Consider the following 19,543-nt stretch of genomic DNA (forward strand, 5'->3'; position numbering starts at 1 on the left):
CTCGCGCTACATTAACTGTGTGTGAAGTTGATTGCCTCCCCCGCAGACCCCGGTAGCGTGCCAGCTCCGGGGTTTTTTAATGTCCATGATTTGGCAATGCTTTGTGGCTGTAAAATTCATGTACGCATCAGCCGCCCATAATGCCCTCAATGCTCGAGGCCATCACCAGGTGGAAAGCTCTCCCCTTCTCTCGCTCTCGATCCTCATCGATCGCGGCGAGCCTCCAGCACCATTGGCCGGGTGCTCCTGGTGACAACTCAATCTGTCGCGCCTTTATGCTTGGCTATCCTGCCGGCACTTTCTTGGTCAGGCTGGCCACCTCGAAAATCACCCTCTCATGAAGGCCCCTGCAAGCCCATCCTGATCGCGATGATCTTTGCCCCACCAACCCCCTGAAATTCACCAGCCCTTCAGCCCTGAGCTTTCCAGCCATGATCCTGGGCATGATTCTTTGGTGCGATCCCGCCAGAAATTCCACCCTGAAACACTCGGCCTGCAGCACCTGGTCATCAACACCTGGTCAGATCCGCGAGGTGATGGCCACCACCTCGGCCTCCCCAGAAAGCCCTGCAGCCCCAGCACCTCAAAAGCCTTATTTGATCTCAAGCCCCTGCCCTCCCTCGCCTTCGCTCGATCGGGGTCAGGGTGAGGCGCCCAGGCTTGTTCCGCCTTCGCTCCACCTGCTGGCCACCTCGAAGAGCACCAGGCTCCTCGCTTCACTCGTCGACCTGGCCAGGCGCTTTGCACCTGGTGAGGCACCTGGTCTACGCCTTCGCTCCGACCAGATCCGCCTCGGCATCGCGGCCTCACTCGCAGTCGCTCGCTCAGCTGCTCGCAGCGCCATGTGTTTCGCCTTCGCTCACACAGGCCCAGCTCACCCGCGACGCCTGCAGTTGTTTGAGATCAAGAGCCTTCGGCTTTGACCCCAAGTGCCGGCGCGGCCTCGCCCTTGCTTGCCTGCCGGCATGACCAGGCTGGCCCCGCTTCGCTGGCCAGCCTGGTCGACCCGAGGCACCGGGACTCCGCATTCGCTCCGCCCCTGGCCCCGGATCAGGTTTGGGGGCAAGAGCTTTCTCTTTGCGATCAACCCCTGGTGGCCCCCCACTCCCAGTCCTGATCTCAGGATCGAGGAGGCTCGGCCCCCGGCCCTGTGCATCACCCCTCTCGACCCGGCATGACCTGGTCTGAAGAGCGAAGAGCGATTTGGTTTGGGTTCAAAATCAAAAGCAAAAATCTTCCGGGGTTTCCGGGGTTTGTGTTCTTGCCTAAAAATTCAGGAGAAAAACTTTCGAATTTTTATGTGAAATTTCCTTTAAATTATTTAAAAGAAATTTGCAAATATTTATTGATCCGAATTTAGCACATTGGTATATTAGAAGTATGGAGAGACAAGAAAGTCCTTCATAATAATAAGAAGAGAGGCAATGCCATGAACACTTTCAACACCCAAACCTCCGCCATTTCGAACGAAGAAATTCAGGCTGGTATCAACGCCATGCTCATCGAACTTCGCGATGAAGCTCGCGCCCTGAATGTAAGGGTTGGTAAATACTTGGAAGAATCTCGCCACGTTTCGCTGGCGCTGATCGATGAAGTAAAAACCCTGCGCGCCGAGGTGCTGAGTGAATCAGAGTTCGCTCTGCGCAACCGTTTCCTGGAGTGGGAGTCACCCGTTCTCCAGACCCTGGTGGCCCGCATCCGCAAAGGTGGGTTCGAGGTTCACACTCGTGGCCAGAGCGCCGGCAACAACGGCGTGTACCGCGTCTACTTCTACAAGCCTGACGACTTCGCCAAGCTTTCTCAGCGCAACAACCCTGCCCTGGCTGTAAGCGACTTTGGCGTGCGCTACATGAAGGGCAAGTGGTTCTGCCCTTCGACTGAGAGCGAGATGCTGCTCGAAGGCCTGCGCGACTTCATCAAGGAACAAGGGCTGTAAGGCCATCAGGGGCAAGGATGCCTCGCTTCACAACCCACCACTAACTAGAAGACCAAAGGTGACCGACATGAGCAATTCAAAACCCAACATAGGCTTTCTGGCTGACCTTGATGGTGCCTTGGTCACGATGATGATTGATGCGTGCAAGGCTATGGCGCTTCGCCAGAAGTGGCCAAAAACAGTCGATGAGTATCTAGAATGGTCAGGCGATGACAGCATGTACACCCTCAATCACAAGCAGTGCTGTCCTGAGGATTGTATCGACGAAATGGTGCGCGATGATTTCGATCAGTATTCGCCCAAGGATGCGGCTTTCTTTGTGCGAGTAATCCAGTGCCATAAAACACTGCACCACATCTCGAAAGAGTTTGGTCTGGAGGCTCACAGCGTAGCGCTGGCGACCCTTTATGACGTCATTCAGTTGATTGGCCTGCCTGCTCTCTATCAGACCCTGGAAGACTCTGGGCAAAACTACTTTCGCGACAGGCGATTCGCAGCTGATCTGGGCTTGTAACCCCTGCAATACCCACCACCAACAACAAAAAAAACAAAGGTGACCAACATGACCACGTTCCCAATCCTCACTCCTGCTGACCTCGCCTCGATCCCGGTGCGTCAGTTCCTGCTCTACCGCCACGGCCTTGCTACTCCTGACCTGGTCAGGGACGAGCGCGGTGTTCCCAGGATCGCCACCAGGTGCGAGTGCTGCGATGCCGTCTGCAGCTCTTCGATGCTGCGCCTGACGCTCGATGAGCAGCATGCCCGCACCCTGACGCACCTGTGCCACTCCATGGGTCTGCAGGACTACCTGCGCGAGGCCAAGCGCATGTCGAACCTGCTTATGCGCCGTCACACGCTTCAGGAAGCCATGGAGATCCTGGGCGACCCGACCGCCAGGGCGGAGCTGCTCGCTCCTACCAGGCACTGATCTGATCGGCCTGGGGAGGCACGACAATGATCACAGTGAAAAAACTCAGCCCCCGGAGAGTTTCAGTCCGGGCCCCGGAGTGGCTGGCACCGCTCCTGGTACAGGCAATTCCTGGAGCAACGCCGGCTGGCGCCGGCATGCACCTGGTGCCCGCGAGGGCATGCGTGCTGGAGCAGCTCGACCAGCTGGTGCTGATGGCCAGCCCCGTCGACCAGGCTCACCCCGACCTCGATCGGAGGCTGCGCTTGGCTCGCCGGCACGAGCAGCTGGTGCACGTGATGCCCAGCCCGCTGACTCCCGGCCTCGCTCCGCCCTCGATCCCGTCGCTCCCGCGAGCTCCAGGATTGGCCCCCGCGCCTGGCCGGGGTGAGTTCAGCCTGCAGGAGCTCGTGGGGATTCAGCAGTACCTGGACGGCGTCAGAGCGATCGGCGCCCGCCTGGCCAACCTCGACCTGGCCGCGATCGAGGCCGAGATCCTGGAGCACCAGGAACGGGCCTGGTACCGCTTCGCCGCGCAGCGGGGCTTGTCGACCGCGACCACCCTCCATTGAGCCACCAGGAACGCCCAGCAGGCCCTTCAGCCCGCTGGCGCTCCCATTCAATCCCCAAACCCCAAACACCCCTCAGAAACGCAAACAACCACGCTCCCGGCCCCGCAGGGGTGCCAGTGTCGGACAACATTCAGCAAAAAATTCGCTCGCTCGCTCGCCCGCGCAGCGGGTTTGATCGCAAAAGCTCACATCAAAAGCAGTCGCCCTGCGGGCGAAGGGGCGATCTTGCCTTGCCTCATGCGCATTAGCGATAATGTACCTAGTACATCAATAAATGAGGTGCAGCATGGATACCCAAGACAACCTGCCGCAGGCGGAACATGAGCAAGCGCCAGTAGTGACCCGCCCCCTTTCACCTGTGCCACCTCGGGTGAGCTTGGGATCGCCCAAAGGGCGGGTGGAGCCCTACCTTCCAGGCGGCGAGTTGAGCGCGATTACCGTCACGAAGCTGGAGGTTAGTCAGGGGGTGGATGGGGTCTTTGCATCCTTCGATCTGAGCTTTGCAGGCTCTGGGGTATCCAGCATTCGCACGTATCTCAATCCCGAGACGCTCGGTGTCGATCATGCGCGCATGAAGCCAGGCCCTGATCCCTACCCGGTGGCTCACGAGATTGCGATCGACAAGCAGATCCAGGAGCAATGCCGGCAGCGTGGGATTGAGCCTCTGATCAAGCTCGATGATGCGCAGGAGTGGGTGTCCGAAACCCTTGGGGGCGACTTCGAGATCTTGAAGACCAAACGTGGCATCCAGCTTCAGGGGGCCGGTGGCATTTGGACTCAGCAAGACAGCATCTCGGATGTGATTGATCACATCGAGAATCGCCTTGTCGATGACGTTGAATTTCTCCGCGACGTTGGAAAGGCGGTCGGTTACCCAGAAAAACTCTGGAATGATCGCGGTGAGTTGGACTATCGCCACTCAGCATTTATCCGCAGCAAGATTGAGGCTGCGATGGAGCATAGGCCTGACGAAATTTCTGCAAAGATTTCAGAGATTGAATCGCACGAATATGAGGAATTCAACGAAGTTTTCTCAATGAAAATCTAGAGACTTTTCAAAGAAAAATGTACAATGAGATTCACCTTTCATGTACAAGGGCAATGCCATGAACCGACTGCTCGGATTTGTCTGGATTTACTTAAAGCTCGTGATCCTGCCGCTCTCGATCCTTGCGTCGTTCAAGCATCCTGAGTCGCGCACAATCTTTGAGGTTTACGATGGCTATGTTGCCGGCATCAACGTACTGATGATCGGGGTGATCAAAATGAAGTACTGGGGGATTGTCGAAGCCCTTGCGATTTTCATCACGTATCCGATGACTCTCGTCACTTGGCTGATTCCAGGCTGGATCAAATACCCGTTCCTGGCCGTTGCGACGATTGCCGGCAACGCAGGGATCTTTGTAGTGCTCTGGGCAGCCTGCTGGTGGATTCCCCTGCCACGTTTCTTGCGAGCAGACACCGGAAAGGTCAGACAGGAAGCAGCGTAAAAGGGGGCCGAAAGGCCCTTTTTTATGCAATTGAGAAATTTACAGCTAATGCACATGAAATGGCATTGACGCCTGCAATTATCCACCTTTAATATTTCAATATCACCCCTGGCACGGGGGATTGACCCAGGGACAACCCCGGACTGAAAACCGGGAGCGAATGGGATATTGGGAGTGGGTATATATGAGCTACACAACACTGCGTCGACGCCACCGCTTGCTGAGCGTCGTAACGAATTCACTGGCTATGATCCTGACCGGGTTTGTAGCTTACGGATGCTATCTCTTCGTTCAAAGCCCGCCCGCTGCTGGCATCGCTGCAGCGGTTGTTGGCGTGCTTGTAGTCGCGCTTGGCTACTTGAGCTGGGGCGTTTGTGGTGACTGCCTGAGCAGGCGCTGGTATCCCTCAGCATTCTTTGCTGCCCTGGTTTCCGCCTCGATCTCGGGCTGCGTCATGTTCGTCATTCATCAAACGATCGTGCATAGCTCCGAGCAGCAGAAGGCTGCCTTGCTGGCCAGCGAGCACGCCCTGGGTGAAGCAACCAGGCAGCTGGAATCTGATCGGGCGATGTATCAATCCCTGCTCACTCCTGTCGAACCTGTCGTCTCTGCGGAGCGGGCAGGGCTGCAGAACACAATCCGGGATTTTCAGGAGCAAGCCCGGATTAAGCGTTTGAAGAACTATGACAAGCCTGCTGACCGGATCGATGACAACGTGGTGAAGCTTCAGTCCCGCCTGAGCGAACTGATGCTGATCGATGCCGATGCCAATGCCCGTGTCGACCGCGCTCGCGCCGAACAAGCTGCTTCATTGCTCGACAGCATCAAGAAGCGCGAGGCTATGGCTGTGCAAGCACCCGTAGTGGTGGTTACTACGCTCTCAGAGCGCGTGATGCTCATTGCCGCAGTCCTGATCGAGCTGATCACCTCGGGAATGATGCTTTACCTGGCTCGTCTGAAGGGCGTGCTCGATGCCGAGCTGGCCAGCGAGAAGGTTAGCCAGGAGAGCGCTGCCAAGCCACCTGCTCCAGCCCTGGTTTTGACTCCTGCACAGGCACCGAAGGAGCCAGTTGTTGAGGCTGCGCCTGTTGAGCCAGTCAAAGCCCTGGATGAGCCTGTGTATGCCCAAGTAGCTCCCCAGGAGCCCCATGAGCCCGTGCGTGAGGCTGGGTTGCCACAAGCTGAGCCTTCTCCAACTACTGCTGTAGAGGTTGCCCCTGAGGCTGCTCCTGCTGCAGCCGTGCCCCCTGTTGTCGTCGAGTACTCCCAGCCGGCTCCTGTTGCCCCTGCAGCTGCACCCGAGCCAAACCCTGAGCCTGACTTGATGATGGGTCTCAAGCCGCACGAGAAGCAGCGCTACAGCACGTTCCGCGAGCACTTGCTGCAGATGCCCCCGGACGAGGCGATCAAGACCGACTCGGTTGCTGCTGCGCTGGGCTTCGGCAAAGACCTGGTGTCGACATTTTTTAAGATCGCGGGTCAGCAGTCAGTGATCCAAAAGCAAGGCCGGCAGTGGTTTCTGTACGTTGGCAATTAAGCAACTTTAAAAAATGTGAGAAATGTCTTGATCAACACATCACTCATCTGTAAACAATGATGTGTTGTTGCCCGACAGGAGGCTATACGTTATGAATTCAATGACTTCCGATGTAGAAAACCGCAAGCCGGGGCGCCCGCCGAAGCCCGAATCAGAGCGGAAGAAGCAGATGAGCGTGTACATCACGCCGCTCGCCCTGGGGTCGTTCGACGGGCTTCGCCGAGTCCATCCGCATCTGAACGACAGTGAGATCATGAACGTTGCTCTTGTCGAGTACGCCAAGATCGTGGCCGAGGCTAGAGTCAGTGCCTAAGCAAATCTCGTCAGCATTTTTGACCCAGGAATTCGAGCTGAATTTTGGCTCGAATTTCGGATTTAAAATAATTGAAAGAAAATTGCAAGCGTACTTGAAGCGTCAAGTGCTCCGTAGTATTCTGATCTTAGTGGGACGAAAAAACTACGGAGAAAAACACCCATGAGTACCGCACAAATCGCAGGCCTGGTAAGCAAGGCCAAAAATTCCAAGCCAAAAGCTGAGGGTGTTGCTACCCAGATTTTTGGTGATCACGCATCTGCCGTGGAGTACTTCGCTGCTTCCTTGCGAGATGCCGAGCGTAAAGCCACAGGTCGCAGCCTTAGTCGCGTTGATGCTCGCGCTCAGGTCACAGCCATGATCTTCGCTGCGTTCTTCACTGGCTCGAAGAAGCTGGTAAAGGCGTTCGACGAAGACACCAGCTGGATTGCAGATCTGGAGAATTTCACTGACTGGGCGTCGCTTGCCGCCGTCCTGCCAAAAGAGGGTGACGACACCCCACCTGGCCAGGACAACTCCGGCAAAGACGAGAACGCCAAGAACGAAGGCGGCTCCGAAGGCGACAGCAAGAACCAGGAAAACCTGGCGTTTGAAAACGATGAGCACGGTGCTGGCACGCACCAGGCGAATTCGGAAGAGGAAGGCGAGAAGGGCGCTGCAGACTCTGAAGAAGAGCTGAGCGAAATGGAGCGCCTGGAGCGCGAAATGAACGCAGGTCACGCATAAAAAAAGAAAGCCCAGAGGGTGGCACCCCTCTGAGCCCGCACTGCACTACCATCTATTGGGGAAATGGCAATGACTAATGACACGAAAAAGCCTGGCGCAGAACCAGGTAAAAGTCAAGCACGTCTTGACAAGGCGCTAACGCAGCTTGGTGAGCTAAAGGCCAGCATAGAGCGCCTAGATGCGAATTCATCGAGCGAGTCGCAGCAGCTCGAAACCCTCACTTCATCCGTCAACGGTATGGGCGAAAAGCTCGCAGTCGTTGACGGGTTGAGCTCGTCTGTTGAAAAGAACAGCGAAGAACTGGCCAAGCTTGTGTCGGCGATCGCTCGCCGCGATGAGCTGTCGGGGCAGCGCGAAGCGTTGATCGATCAGCGCTTCGGCAAGCTTGACGAAACCCTCCGGTTTTTCACAGAAACGCTCAGCAACCTGCTGACCAGCGATCAGAGCGCAGCCGCAAAGACTGGCCAGTTGGTCGAGCAGACCACTTCAGCCCTTTCGTTGCTCAACATCCTGGCTACTGAGCAGCGCACTGCTGCAGGTCAGTACGAGAGCCTCTCCGGGGCAGTCGCCGAGGCGAATCGGGCGAGCTCTGCTGATCGCGAGATGTTTGGCACTGTTGCAGCTGGCATTGACCTGAAGCTGGCTTCGATCGAAACCACTTCGACCAAAACCATCGGTCAGGTTGTGAAGCTGCGCCGGCAGTCGAATCACATCGACATGCGCACCACGCGCATCGAGCGCAACACCTTGCGCATGCTTGCACTGTTGGACGTTGTCATCCAGGGCATTGAAGCCAGCCAGATGTACCTGGCCGAGGTTCAGTTCTCGGTTCGTCGCGTCGAAAAGGGCATGTTGACCACCAAGATGTTTTTTGAGGTCAACAAGGCGATGAAGAAGGATCTCGTTGAGGCGATGAACAAGCTTCCTGATGAGCTCAAGCGCTCGACGAAGGAGATCTTGCAGGCCGCTGCGCGTATCAAGCACGAAGCTGAGACCAATGCCGCTGACAACGTCTCGCAGATGGCCATGCTCAAGGCGCAGGTTCAGCAGATGGTGAACTACTACTCGACAGAGGGGCAGGGTGTCATCGAGTTGCTGAAAGAGGCGTCGACGACCTTCAACACCAAGCTCTCAAACGAGGTTGGTAAGGCGAGCCTTCTGCTCGAAAGAGAGGTTGAGACATTCCTGGAAGGCTCCAGGAAGAAGCTGGACGGCTTTGCTGAGCAGCTCAAGGCCAGTGACTTTCACAAAGTGCTTGAAGGGCTTGGGGCGGCTTACACGAACGTACAGAACCTCTCCAAGGAAATCAGCAAGGCCATTTCCGAGCTGGATACTGCCCAGGAGGAGGTCAAGGCCGAGATCCAGGACAAGGTTGAGCAAATTCAAATCGCAACCAAGTCACTCGGCGGCGACATTCATAACGCCAGATCTGATATCGGCGTTGTGCAGAAGAGTTTTGGCACGATCCGCGAGTACCTGGTCGAAACCAACACCAACTTCATCTCGTACATGGAAGCCGCGAAGGATGCCCACGGCATCGCTCAGCGCATGGTCGCTGCGGACGAAAACGGGAAGCTGGCTCTCTACAGAGATCTGTTTGAGAAGTTGGTGGTTATGGTGGTTGCTGGGGTTGAGGAAACGCAGAGGAATCTTGCTGAGCAATTTGGCTTGGAGATGCTCCAGCGTGATCTTGATTCATCCAATGAAACTGACAAACAACAATAATAATAGGAGTAATCCAAATGTCAGATCACTATCCCGCCTCAGAGGATATTGAGGCCGAGTACGCCGAAATCGATGACCTCTACGAGGATGAGGCCCTGCAGCAAGACGCTGTTAACAAGGGCTTCGCTCACCGATTAAAGGGGCCTTTCGTTAAGCAGGGAGTTGGAGAGTTCGACCCTAGCTTTGGCCGGGAGCAGTATGTCCCTGCAACTCAACCCTTCACTCATTTTAAGCCAATCCCGATTGAGCAGAGCATTCATGCTTTAAGGGTGGCCAGAACTGAGGTTTATGATGAGGATGAGGATGAGCAGTACACGCTGGAGGTCAATCCTAATGACCCGTCTCATTTACTGAGAGCGCTGCGCAGACTTGATGCGGATGAGTACATTGATCCTCCACAAAAACGTGGCGTTGCTGGAGCCCTTAAGAAGTTCAGCAGCTTCGGTTCGACAGGGGAGGTCAGCCTTCATTTCCGTGACCATCTGGATAATGTTCTGGTTGGAGAGGGACTGTCACCATCCTTTCTGCGCGGTTATCAAAAAGATAACTACTCCTCCTATCAGGAGGAGATCACAGAAAAGGTTGGTATTGATCAAGCAACTTCTAAAAGCTTTGCCCTCAAGTACCCTGACTTCTACAGGAGATTTCGGGAGCATTATGTCGCGATCAATAACTACAAGTTGACGCTGACTGCAATCGAGAAAAATAGGGAATTCAACCCTATTACCAAACAACCATTTGATCGCAGCGTTAAAGCAGGCCTGACGTGGAACAAGCTTGAGGACATTGCTCGATCCTCGGCCCAGGAGGCGTTTGTTCGAACTAAGCAGTATTACGCTACCCAGCGCCTGCATCAGCAAAACGAAGTCGTCATCAAATCGGCGACTCTGAAGCTGGATCGAGAGATTCGCGATCTGCATCGCGGCGATAAATATGATGTTAGCTTCCTGACAGCCTTCCTCAAACAAAGCGGCATGAAATTCAGGACGTCCCTGAAAGGGGAGACCGGGGCTCAAGCAGTCAAGCGCTTCCACAAGCAGTATCGCGAGTTTGCTGGCAAGCGCCTGGATGAGCTGGAAGATCGTGGACTTCAGATGATCCTGGCCATTGGCTCAGCCAAGCGCCTCGGAAAGGACACTGTCGGCAAGATCGACATGGATCGAGCCGCCAAGCTCATCCAGGAAGCTCGGAAGAAACCGGGTGAGTTCACATCAGCGAAGCGAATGGTCGACAAGATCACGGGTCATGATGCAGCTCTCAGCAACAGCCTGATGCTGATGCTCGATGGTCGTCGCACGTTTGCCCGCAACGTCGAGCGCGTAAGCAAGCTTGGTCAGAGCTACAGCAGGCTTTCACGCGGCGACAGCAGGGTCAAACGGGAGGACAGGGATGAGGGCAAGCGCTTTGCCGCATCCACCTTCCTGCGTGCCCTGGAGAAAGGTGAGAGCGTGGCCCAGGCAATGGTTCAGGAGCTTAAGCGGATCGGTAACGGAGCCCAGGTGGCAGTCAAAGCCAGTTCCTCCCTGAGCGACCTCTCAAAGCGCTTGCTGAATCAGCTGATGAGGCCGATGAGCAGAAATGAGGCTTACCAACAGTCCAAAGTCGATGCCGGCATTCAGCAGGATCGCCCTGCAGGGCTGACGAATGATCAGGGAAAGGCACCAGGGCAGGGCCCTGAGCAGGGTGGCCCAGGAATGAAGCCCCGTCGCTGAATGCACATGAAAAATTAATGTGCAATGTGCTTTACTTCGGAATTTAGCACGTTGCATAATTGTTTTATGGCAGACAGATAAGACTTGGAGATCGAACCATGCCCCGCCAAAAAGCAGTTCCTAGCCGCGAGTACACTGACACCCTCCTGGAAAAGCAGAAAGCTGCTGCCCTGCGCCGAGCAGAGGTTCGCGGTGAGAGGTTGAAAGCTAAGGCTGAGGGTAAGGAGTACACCCCTCCAAAGGGCGGGCGTGAGTACGGTCAGGAGCAGCACCGCCTGATGGCGGAGCGTCAGTATCTGGAACTACACACCCCAGTAACGCACAAGGCAGACGTAGTCGATATCAAGGGTGTCTGGTCGCGGCGCACTCCCAAGGCTCAGAAGAGCCAGCAAGTTCATGTTCTTCAGCAGAACATCAAGGACAAGCCTCGTCGCTTCGATGTAATGGATGGTGAGAACTACCAATTCCGACCTGGCGTGCTCCATCACGGCGGGTTCATGTCGTTCGACCCAGACAGGCAATCACTGTATGGCAAAGACGATCTCGACAAGGTAAAAATCTTCAAGTCGTTCAAGGGTCTCGAAGAACTGATCCTTGAGTCGTTCGCAAGTCTGATTACCATTTCTGAGCAAGAGAAGATCAGCAGGGTCGTTGGCAAGTGCTGGGCCCATGCCGGCTCCCGTTTTGACTGGGTTGGATTTGCGCTATACCTCGGCATCGACAAAAACTCGAAAATGCGCACTTACATCACTGTAAACGGGCGCAAGAGAAGAATTCGCTGGGAAATCAAGTCATTCAGCAATAAGCCAAGAATCACCCTTTCTTGCGGTAAAGGGGGTGGCATCAAGTATGAGATGGTTGATAGCTACTGGCTGATGCCTTCCAAGCTTAAAGACCTTGGGTCATCCATTGTTAAGGGAGAGCTGCCTACGCAGTTCAAAGACCCTATCTCTTGGATGAAGGAGCGAGGCCACTCAGTCACCCTGAGAGATTTGAGGCCGTACTTGGTGGATGCTCACCTGGCTGACCTCGAAGCCTTTAAGGACAGGCTTTCCCCTGCTGCCTATTTGGCCCTTTCCGACTGGAAGAAGACTATTGATGATATTGCATACACTCAGTCTGACGTGGTTGTGCTGGCCAATGCTTTAATCACTTACACCTCTGCATACAAAGAGCTGATGGAGCCCTTGGCTGACTTCCTTGGGGAGGAGGTCATGAGCACGCTTCACCCGCTTGGCTATAACACAGCCTCTACTGCTGGTTTTGCGCTGTCTATGTCCTACTGGTATATGAGCCAATATCAGCGGAATCCAGATGGCACATATGAAATCAAAGACAGCCTCAAACATCATTTCAAAGAGACCAAGATCGCAGCCATCACGAGCGGTGGATTCCCTACAATCCTTAGCGATGCTCAAGTAGCAGAGTTAATTGAGTCGGGAACTGAGCTGCAAAGACATGGGATTATGTTGCGTAAAAACGATGTTGAGTACATCGTCAATCCTATCTTTACAAACAAGGAAGACAACCTATTCGACACCCATAGTCAGTTTGGGGGTGGTAACGAGGGCTATGGGTCGAAAAACTATCCAGGAACGAGTGTTGAAGGCCTGGACATTAACTCGGCTTATGCTCTGGTTGCGCAGTCAGGGGTAAAAATCCGACCCGACGTTTTGGGAGGCAAGGCGCTTAATGCTGGCCTCGGATTCCAGCACCACTCATATCGCACCTCCTACCCCACCGAGGTAATGATTGACTCAGGCCTCGCGACCAAAGAAAAAGTCATCAATGAACATGGCGAAGAAGTTTTGGCGTGGGTTGTACGTGGCCGTCTAAAAATCCTGAAAATGCTTGAATTTAGAAGCGGAACTTTCACAGTTCAGTTTTCGCCAAGTAAGTCGAAATTCTTCAACGAGTGCCCACCAATTCCGTTCAGAACTGAAGGAAAGGGCCTTGATTCGCGAATGATTCGCCCGCGCTTTGTTGAGAAAACACTGGGCATTGTTACAGCCTCTCTGCTTGGATACTACTGCAGCTATCCGACCGAAAATGACGACGACATGGTTGTCTATCTTTGTGAGCGCGGAAAGGATGTGATTGGCGAAAAAACCTGGCTAAACAGATCACGTCACGCAGCGATTCTCGGAATTAAGGCGGTAGTCAACAACGATGCTCAGGGCAAGCCCTATGTGAAGGTTGATGGCGTGCCTCAAGCACCTCTAGCCCTCTTCAACTCACTTACTTACGCCTTGCGTGAGAAGTATAGGGTGGCTGCGAACGACGCGGCCAATAGAGGGGATTTGGAGCTTGCAGCTCTTCTCCGTGCCCGTGCTCAAATGATCAAGATGATTTTGACTGGTGGGGGTTATGGCAGCTACGCGCAGGGGCAGAAACCTGAGCGCGACATCAATCTCTACGACCTAGAGGACGTGATCGAAACCATCGAAATCCTTCAGTCGCTTGACCCTGAGTGGTCGGGAGTTGATGAATTTGTCCTCAAGGCCCAGGCCTTGATTCCCAAAGCTCAAATCGCCGACTTCTCGATCGAAGCAGGAGCAAAGGTTGGCTGGCCTCAACTGTATCGTCGACTCAGCTTCTTCCTGCAGCAGCATGAGGATCTTGAGGAGCGCATCTCCAAGGCAACCGATAGCGCTGAGCGTGAAGACCTGGAGCACAGCCTGATCGTGCTCAAGCAGAAGCATAGTAAAGTGCCAGATGATCTCTTCCGCGCCTGGGCTGCAGCGCAGATCACAACATACTCGTCGTACGAGCATGCTCTTCCGCGCCGGCACGGTAAGGCTCAAGTATTTGAGCGGCACGGCACTCTAGGCCTGGCTGATTCGACCTCCCCTCACGCTCAGAGGCCATTTGCTAGCCAGATCACGGACAAAGGCCAGGTTTTGCTTTTCCAGCTGGTAGAGGCCTGCCACAGCGCTGGTTACCAGCTCCTTTCCGCAGACACTGACGGCGTGAAGATCGGGGTACCCTTGCTTGATGGCCAAGGCAACCGAATTGGACATGACGATATCGTCAAGGCGATCGAGGCATCCAAGCTGTTCAAGTTCGGCACCGGCTTGGGTCAACTCAAGTTTGAGGACGCAATAGTCCGTGAAGGCCTTGGCACCCTTGATGTTGGAAAGAAAGTCGAAATCACCCACGGCTTCTTTCTCGCCCCAAAGGTCTACTTCCAGTGCGACGAACATAGAAACCTCAAGTCGTGCGCCGTGCGGAGCGTACCGCGTGCGAATGCCGTTCATCAGGGCGTGCTTATGGGCTACAGCATTGGCGCTTCAGGCTTGGGCAGCAAGCCAGGCATCCAGGCTGAGTCGTACCGGCACGTGAACCTTTTGGAGAGCCGCGACCTTGAGTTTGCTGAGGAAACCGCTACTCGCAAACGCACTGTGGAAGCGCTCTTCCAGAATCCTCGTCGCAGATATTTTGATCAGTACACTTCTGAGCCTTTCGAAGCCAGAATGCCAGAAAGTCTCAAGAAAAAGATTGCCGCTGGTGAGAAGTTCAGCGCAGCCACAGTTTGTTCGGCAATCAATCGCGAAATGTCCATGACTAAAGACATGGTTGAAATTCAAGGGCTTCTAAAGTCTGCTCGCGAATACAAAAACACCGTAAGAATTGCTGGTGAAAGTTTCTACGAACAGGCCGACAAAGTTCAGCGAGAAATTGATAGCGTCAAGCGCGCTATCTATGGCAATAATGAAGAAGATTTCGAATACGATCCGAACGAATTTAGCCCGTTCCATGATGTGGAGGCTTGAACATGACAGGCAAACATTACAGAGACAACTTTCTGTTTGCTCGCGCTAAGATTGCGGATACCCCAGGAGTATCCCAGCATGTTGCTTATGCGGTAAATCCTGCGCCTGTCGACATCGAAAAGGGCTTTTACTTCCCTGCGACAGGGGTGATTGCCTTTCACCCGATGCACACCTCGGGTAAGCGCTTGCATCAGCAGCCAGTCTACGAGGGGAGGGCGACCGAGCAGTTTATCGAGGCTGTCCTTGCAGATGCTTATCGCTCTGACGACAACCCCTTGGTCAAGGTCAGCTACTGCGTGATGGAAGAGTACGGCGCCCATCGGGCCCAGCAGCTGGATGAGATCCGCAAGCACTCTGTTCAAATCGAGTTCATCGAGCAGGCCGAGGTGGCCGACTTCATCTTTATCGAGTTCCTGAGCAACACCCCTGAGGGGAAGCATCGGGCGAAGTACGACCTGGTGTTCTCGAACGACATCATCATTCCCCTGGAGATCAGCACCGCCGATGACCCAGCATTTTTGGAAGAGGTGTCGTTCCAGGACTACTCCATCACCGTCGGCGGCGTAGTGTTCAGCCTGGATGCCACGATCGTTCGGATGCTGCGCCTCTTCAGCTGGGGTCACTTCGATCGCGATGTGTTTGGGAAAGATCAGCCGGGCTCATAAGCCCGAAATCACGACCTGCCTGTAAATGGTCATCAGCTCATTTAGCAGCCGATTGCCAACCACCCTGGCCATATCAAGGTCGGGGATCTTAAAGCCCTTCCTGTTGTAGATCTCGGCCCCTCCAGGGGCCTTCATCCAGCTCACCCCCGCAACAAATGACACCCGGACTTCCCCAGCCATGCCTTTGAACACAAAGGCGTGCTGTTCGTCCGTGAAGCGCTTGTCGAGCGGATGAGCAGTCAGGTTCATCACGACCTCCTCAATCATCGACGCAATCGTCTCGATCTCCCGACGCTGCCGTGCGCTCACACCCTGATCAGTCATCACCTGGCCAACCTCCCATTTTTCACTGTGCTAAATGCGTTGACACGGTGCCAGTGTACTCGTATATTTCATGTACGTCAGCAATGACGAAAAATTGCCAATGCAAATTAGGGGTTCGGGCATGAAGGCTTTTATCAGTAGCTTGAAAGAGCGGTACCAGCGGGCCTTGGCCGCTGCTGAGGTTGAGCCAGAGGCTCGGCCATTCGTCAATTTGAAGCAGATCCGCGACGGGGCTTTTGGCTACGAATGCCAGACCGATGCCGAGCTCATGCGCAACGTCGGCTCTGTGAACCGCCTGCGCCTGGCTGAGGTTGTCCGTGCAAGCGTGAAGGGTGCGCTCATTGTCACCGTGCCCCTGGTGGCCGGTCTGGGCGTTGTGGGGTACATGGCTGCGACCACCCATGCGACTCCGATCCGCCTTGAGCCTGCCGGCAACCTGTTCGCGGCCCGCGCAGTTTCGAGCGAGGAGATCGCCTCCCTTCAATCGTCGATCCAGTCGACGATGACTGCTCGTCTTGCCGGGAGCTACACGAAGGTTCTCCAGGACGGGATCACGACCCGGTACCCGAACTGGAATCAGGATCAGATCACTGCCGGCGACTTCAATGCAGCAGTGAAGATCCCTGCTGCAGAACAGCAGGCGTACGCCAATAAGTGCGCTAGCAAGATTGCTAACGGGTACTCCTGCAGCTCGCAGGAAAGCATCCTCTATCGCTTCATCAACTTTCAGGATGGTGTAAGCGCAACCTCCGCAGAGGATGCGCAGAAGGTGTTCCTCATGTCGGGAAAAGAGCTTCGTGAAAGCTATCTCGCCGGTAGCAAGTTCGACGACATCTGCAATGCCAGCCACAGCGAAAAGGCCTTCTTTGGTGCCCTTTCCCAGGATGAGGCAGTCGCGCTCGTGAGCGAAGCAAAGCGTGCTTGGCTGGACACCTCAGAGCAGAAGCTGCCAGAAGGTTTTGCCAAGGCATCCAACAAGCGCGAGTTGGCCAAGGCCTCGTCCGTCAAGGGGTGCGCCTTGCAGCCCGCCATGCGCCTTGATGTCGATGCAGGGCCGTTCAAGAACCTGCTGCAGGTCTACTACCGCCCGACTGGCAAGTACGCCGTGGAAGGCGTGTGGATCGGTCTGGCAGAAGACAAAGGTCAGCGCGTGGCCCGCCTGATGAGCTGCAGCAGCGAGTCCTGCAGCAACAGCTTCGGCCTCGACCGCATGGACTACAGCAAGTCCGGCAAAGCCGTCGACTTCCTCACCTCTATCACCGCCGAGGGCAAGTAACATGAGCGATTCCGTCGAAACTGGAGCTGTCACGCAGTTCCTTCGCCAGGGCTTCCGAGCCATCTTTGTCGACCTTCCACGGGCGGTAGTTTTTGGCCTGCCGAGCCTTCCTGGTCGTCTCAAGCCAGCAGTGCTGCTGAGTGCAAAAATCGCCGATGTAACCCGCTTCGGCCTGCAATACAGCACCGCCGAAAAGTGGTCTGCCGAGATGGAGAAACGCTTTTCCGATAGCAAGAAGCCTGAGCTCAACGGCGACCTGCAGGCATTGCGCGAGAAGGTGATTCCGAATGACGGTCGCCCTGAGGCGTTTGCCTACCTGGTGCCGGTCAACAACTACTCCCCGATCGTGTGGGGCAAGGCATACTGGGGTGAAGACCCACTGTTCTTTGCTGACCATTGCTTCACTGACACCCTTATTGCCAACTCCTATGCCGATAGTCGCGGTCATGCAGTGTCCTGGGCATTCATCGCGTGCACAGCGATGGCAGGCGTGTTGGCTTCCTCGATTGGCCAGCTGACTCCAGATATCTCGCTGTCGTTTGCGGGCTCGATGGATAGTTGGGGTGGTTCTTTTGGTGGTGCGACCACTTACACAACCTCGATCCTCAAGTACCTGGCTACTGCTGCCGGCGTGGCATTGCCATTCCTGTTCTGGAAACGCATTGCTGCCTTTATGCACGATGTCATTGTTGGCAAAACCGTAACCGATGACGTGATTGACCAAATGGCAAGTGTTGGCCTCAACCTCGCCACATTGGACTTTTTCACAGGCAACTCGGCAGATCTCCAAAACGCACTGGAAGTTAAGATCAAGCAGTGCGAGGTGCGCGACTATCGCTTGTCACGCGGTGACCGTCTGTATCGCCTGGGTGTGTCCGACGGCACAGCGCGAGCACGCGGCTCGCTGTTCGGTGTCGAGAAGGGCTCTGTGCTCTACATCTCGGCAGAGGACAGCATGACCAATGCCATGACCACAGGTCGCATTGGCTCTGGCAAAACCCAAACATCCGGGCTCCCTGCGTTCGTCGAGAAGGTTGTGCAGACCATGCAGGCAGGGCTGAGCACTTCTGGCCTCATGATGTGCGGCAAGAGCTCGATGTGGCGCGAAGGCTTTCGCTACCTGGAGAAGATCGGCATCGACACCAAAGGCTTTCCGGTCGTAGGTGTAGATGAGGGGCAGGTCGGCATTCCGCTGCTCCATGGGTTCACCCCATCGGAAGCGGTTGCTGCAATCATCATCCTCAGCAAGCAGCTGTATGGCTCCGGGGCCGACGACTTCTGGGCGCAGCAAACGCGAGATGCGCTCACTCGTGCAGTTCATCTTGCCTGGGCCTATTCAAAGACCAAGGCGGGTCTGCAGTACTGCATCAACAATGGCGACATCAATCCTTGGTCGATTTACTTTGTTCGGGAAATCGGGCGGGACACAGAGCTTCTGTACAAGGTTATCGGTGAAATCTCCGAAGAGCTGGAGAACGACGAGCAGCTTCGCAACGCCCTTTGGAGTACCAACCTGGAGATGGCCATTGATTTCTGGATCAAGGACTGGGCGCGCCTGGCAGGTGCTGCAGAAACGGCGATCGGCGTAGAAGCCAACTACAAGAACGCTCTTTCTCCTTTCTTCGTCGATGGTGAAATCACCGATGGTTTTGCCAAAGGTCGCACCGGCAAAGGCTACCTCGATCCGTCAGTGATCCTGGAGGGAAAGTTCGCAGGCTACGGCATCCCGCCCGAATACAGCGGCATGCGCGCCGTAGGGCTCTTCCTGCTGATCCATATGTTCGCCTCTGGCAAGCGTCGGGAGGTTCGGTTCAAAAAGGAGGGTATCGATGCCCTCAACCACCCAGTCTTCATCATTGTCGACGAAGCCCAGTTGTTCATGAATGGTGACGACGGCAGCTCTACGGGCCTGGATTTGTGCAGTGCTCCGAACATCACACGCTCCTACGGCATTCACATCAACACCCTGTTCCAGCAATTCGAGACTGCCGTGAATGTCATTGGTGACAAGTCGTTCGATAACTTGCAGCACCAGTACGTCCACAAAATCTTCCACCCTCAAAACTCCGAACGTGCCGGCAAATGGCTGGAAGAAACATCGGGCATGACCTGGATTTTTGACAAGGGTGATAGCCACACATTCCCAACCCAGGCTGATCGAGAAGATCACTACGGTGGCGTGATGCAGATGCCCCGTAAAAAGCCCCTGAAGATCGTGGTGCCATTCAACATTTTCGACGTCCAGGTTAAGCGACCTAAGTTCATCAGCGATCTGGGCATCGTCCAAGCCGTGCGAATGAACCAGGCCCGTACTCAGGATCGTTCGATCATCGATACCCAGGGTGGTCGCCACGACGCGGAGAGCAACGAGCGTGAGCAGCTGGATCGCAACAAGAGCCTCTCTCGTGACTATCGTCGTCACGCACCACTGTTCAGCAAAGCCGACCTGGATGGCGGCAACCTGAAGGCCATCCACCACTTCCCGCAGTTCGGCCAAATGATGTACGAGCGACTCTACGTCGAGCCTATCTACTCGAAGATCCTGACCCCAATCGTTACCCCAAACACAGCAGCCGAGGTGAACTGA

The 19,543-nt window shown here is 55.1% G+C and carries 16 protein-coding genes; 15 read left to right on the plus strand and 1 reads right to left on the minus strand.

The annotated features are described in order from the left end of the window. The first annotated feature begins 1,429 nt into the window (after nucleotides 1-1,429). The 13 genes from CWC48_RS29850 (at nucleotide 1,430) to CWC48_RS29910 (ending at nucleotide 15,356) form a co-directional block, all read left to right on the plus strand. Nucleotides 1,430-1,936: a hypothetical protein gene (locus CWC48_RS29850; RefSeq protein WP_100520210.1), complete on the plus strand. Its 507-nt coding sequence runs from the start codon at nucleotides 1,430-1,432 to the stop codon at nucleotides 1,934-1,936. A gap of 67 nt (nucleotides 1,937-2,003) precedes the next feature. Beyond that, nucleotides 2,004-2,450 carry a hypothetical protein gene (locus CWC48_RS29855; RefSeq protein ID WP_100520211.1) on the plus strand — a complete coding sequence of 149 codons (447 nt, stop codon included), beginning with the start codon at nucleotides 2,004-2,006 and terminating at the stop codon, nucleotides 2,448-2,450. Between the two features lie 48 nt (nucleotides 2,451-2,498). Next, complete coding sequence (locus tag CWC48_RS29860; RefSeq protein ID WP_100520212.1) at nucleotides 2,499-2,864, plus strand: hypothetical protein; 366 nt, start codon at nucleotides 2,499-2,501, stop codon at nucleotides 2,862-2,864. 137 nt (nucleotides 2,865-3,001) lie between these two features. Then, nucleotides 3,002-3,415 (plus strand): hypothetical protein, encoded by a 414-nt coding sequence (locus tag CWC48_RS29865; protein ID WP_100520213.1) that lies wholly within the window; start codon nucleotides 3,002-3,004, stop codon nucleotides 3,413-3,415. A gap of 286 nt (nucleotides 3,416-3,701) precedes the next feature. Further along, nucleotides 3,702-4,463: a hypothetical protein gene (locus CWC48_RS29870; RefSeq protein ID WP_100520214.1), complete on the plus strand. Its 762-nt coding sequence runs from the start codon at nucleotides 3,702-3,704 to the stop codon at nucleotides 4,461-4,463. A 58-nt stretch (nucleotides 4,464-4,521) separates the two neighbouring features. Next, entirely contained in the window at nucleotides 4,522-4,905 is a 384-nt protein-coding gene (locus CWC48_RS29875; protein ID WP_157806840.1) for a hypothetical protein, read from the plus strand. A 184-nt stretch (nucleotides 4,906-5,089) separates the two neighbouring features. Continuing rightward, on the plus strand, nucleotides 5,090-6,442 hold the full coding sequence (locus CWC48_RS29880; RefSeq protein WP_157806839.1) for a hypothetical protein: 1,353 nt from the start codon (nucleotides 5,090-5,092) through the stop codon (nucleotides 6,440-6,442). A gap of 91 nt (nucleotides 6,443-6,533) precedes the next feature. Next, nucleotides 6,534-6,755: a hypothetical protein gene (locus CWC48_RS29885; protein WP_100492561.1), complete on the plus strand. Its 222-nt coding sequence runs from the start codon at nucleotides 6,534-6,536 to the stop codon at nucleotides 6,753-6,755. 162 nt (nucleotides 6,756-6,917) lie between these two features. Beyond that, nucleotides 6,918-7,481, plus strand: coding sequence for a hypothetical protein (locus tag CWC48_RS29890; protein ID WP_100492560.1), 564 nt, complete (start codon nucleotides 6,918-6,920; stop codon nucleotides 7,479-7,481). Between the two features lie 69 nt (nucleotides 7,482-7,550). Continuing rightward, nucleotides 7,551-9,206, plus strand: a complete 1,656-nt coding sequence (locus CWC48_RS29895; RefSeq protein WP_100492559.1) for a hypothetical protein — start codon at nucleotides 7,551-7,553, stop codon at nucleotides 9,204-9,206. A gap of 17 nt (nucleotides 9,207-9,223) precedes the next feature. Beyond that, nucleotides 9,224-10,918: a hypothetical protein gene (locus tag CWC48_RS29900; RefSeq protein ID WP_100492558.1), complete on the plus strand. Its 1,695-nt coding sequence runs from the start codon at nucleotides 9,224-9,226 to the stop codon at nucleotides 10,916-10,918. 98 nt (nucleotides 10,919-11,016) lie between these two features. Beyond that, a complete protein-coding gene (locus tag CWC48_RS29905) occupies nucleotides 11,017-14,691 on the plus strand; it encodes a hypothetical protein (protein ID WP_100492557.1) in 3,675 nt (1,224 codons plus the stop codon). A gap of 2 nt (nucleotides 14,692-14,693) precedes the next feature. Next, a complete protein-coding gene (locus CWC48_RS29910; protein ID WP_100492556.1) occupies nucleotides 14,694-15,356 on the plus strand; it encodes a hypothetical protein in 663 nt (220 codons plus the stop codon). Here the strand turns inward: CWC48_RS29910 and CWC48_RS29915 are convergent. Continuing rightward, on the minus strand, nucleotides 15,351-15,680 hold the full coding sequence (locus tag CWC48_RS29915) for a hypothetical protein (protein ID WP_100492555.1): 330 nt from the start codon (nucleotides 15,678-15,680) through the stop codon (nucleotides 15,351-15,353). The genes CWC48_RS29910 and CWC48_RS29915 overlap by 6 nt on opposite strands. 121 nt (nucleotides 15,681-15,801) lie before the next feature. Between CWC48_RS29915 and CWC48_RS29920 the strand changes: the two genes are divergently transcribed. Both CWC48_RS29920 and CWC48_RS29925 read left to right on the plus strand, forming a co-directional pair. Further along, complete coding sequence (locus CWC48_RS29920) at nucleotides 15,802-16,956, plus strand: hypothetical protein (RefSeq protein WP_100492554.1); 1,155 nt, start codon at nucleotides 15,802-15,804, stop codon at nucleotides 16,954-16,956. Between the two features lies 1 nt (nucleotide 16,957). After that, a complete protein-coding gene (locus CWC48_RS29925; RefSeq protein ID WP_100492553.1) occupies nucleotides 16,958-19,543 on the plus strand; it encodes a hypothetical protein in 2,586 nt (861 codons plus the stop codon).

Origin of the sequence: Pseudomonas sp. S10E 269 (genome assembly GCF_002798465.1) — a bacterium.
Lineage (GTDB): Bacteria > Pseudomonadota > Gammaproteobacteria > Pseudomonadales > Pseudomonadaceae > Aquipseudomonas > Aquipseudomonas pergaminensis.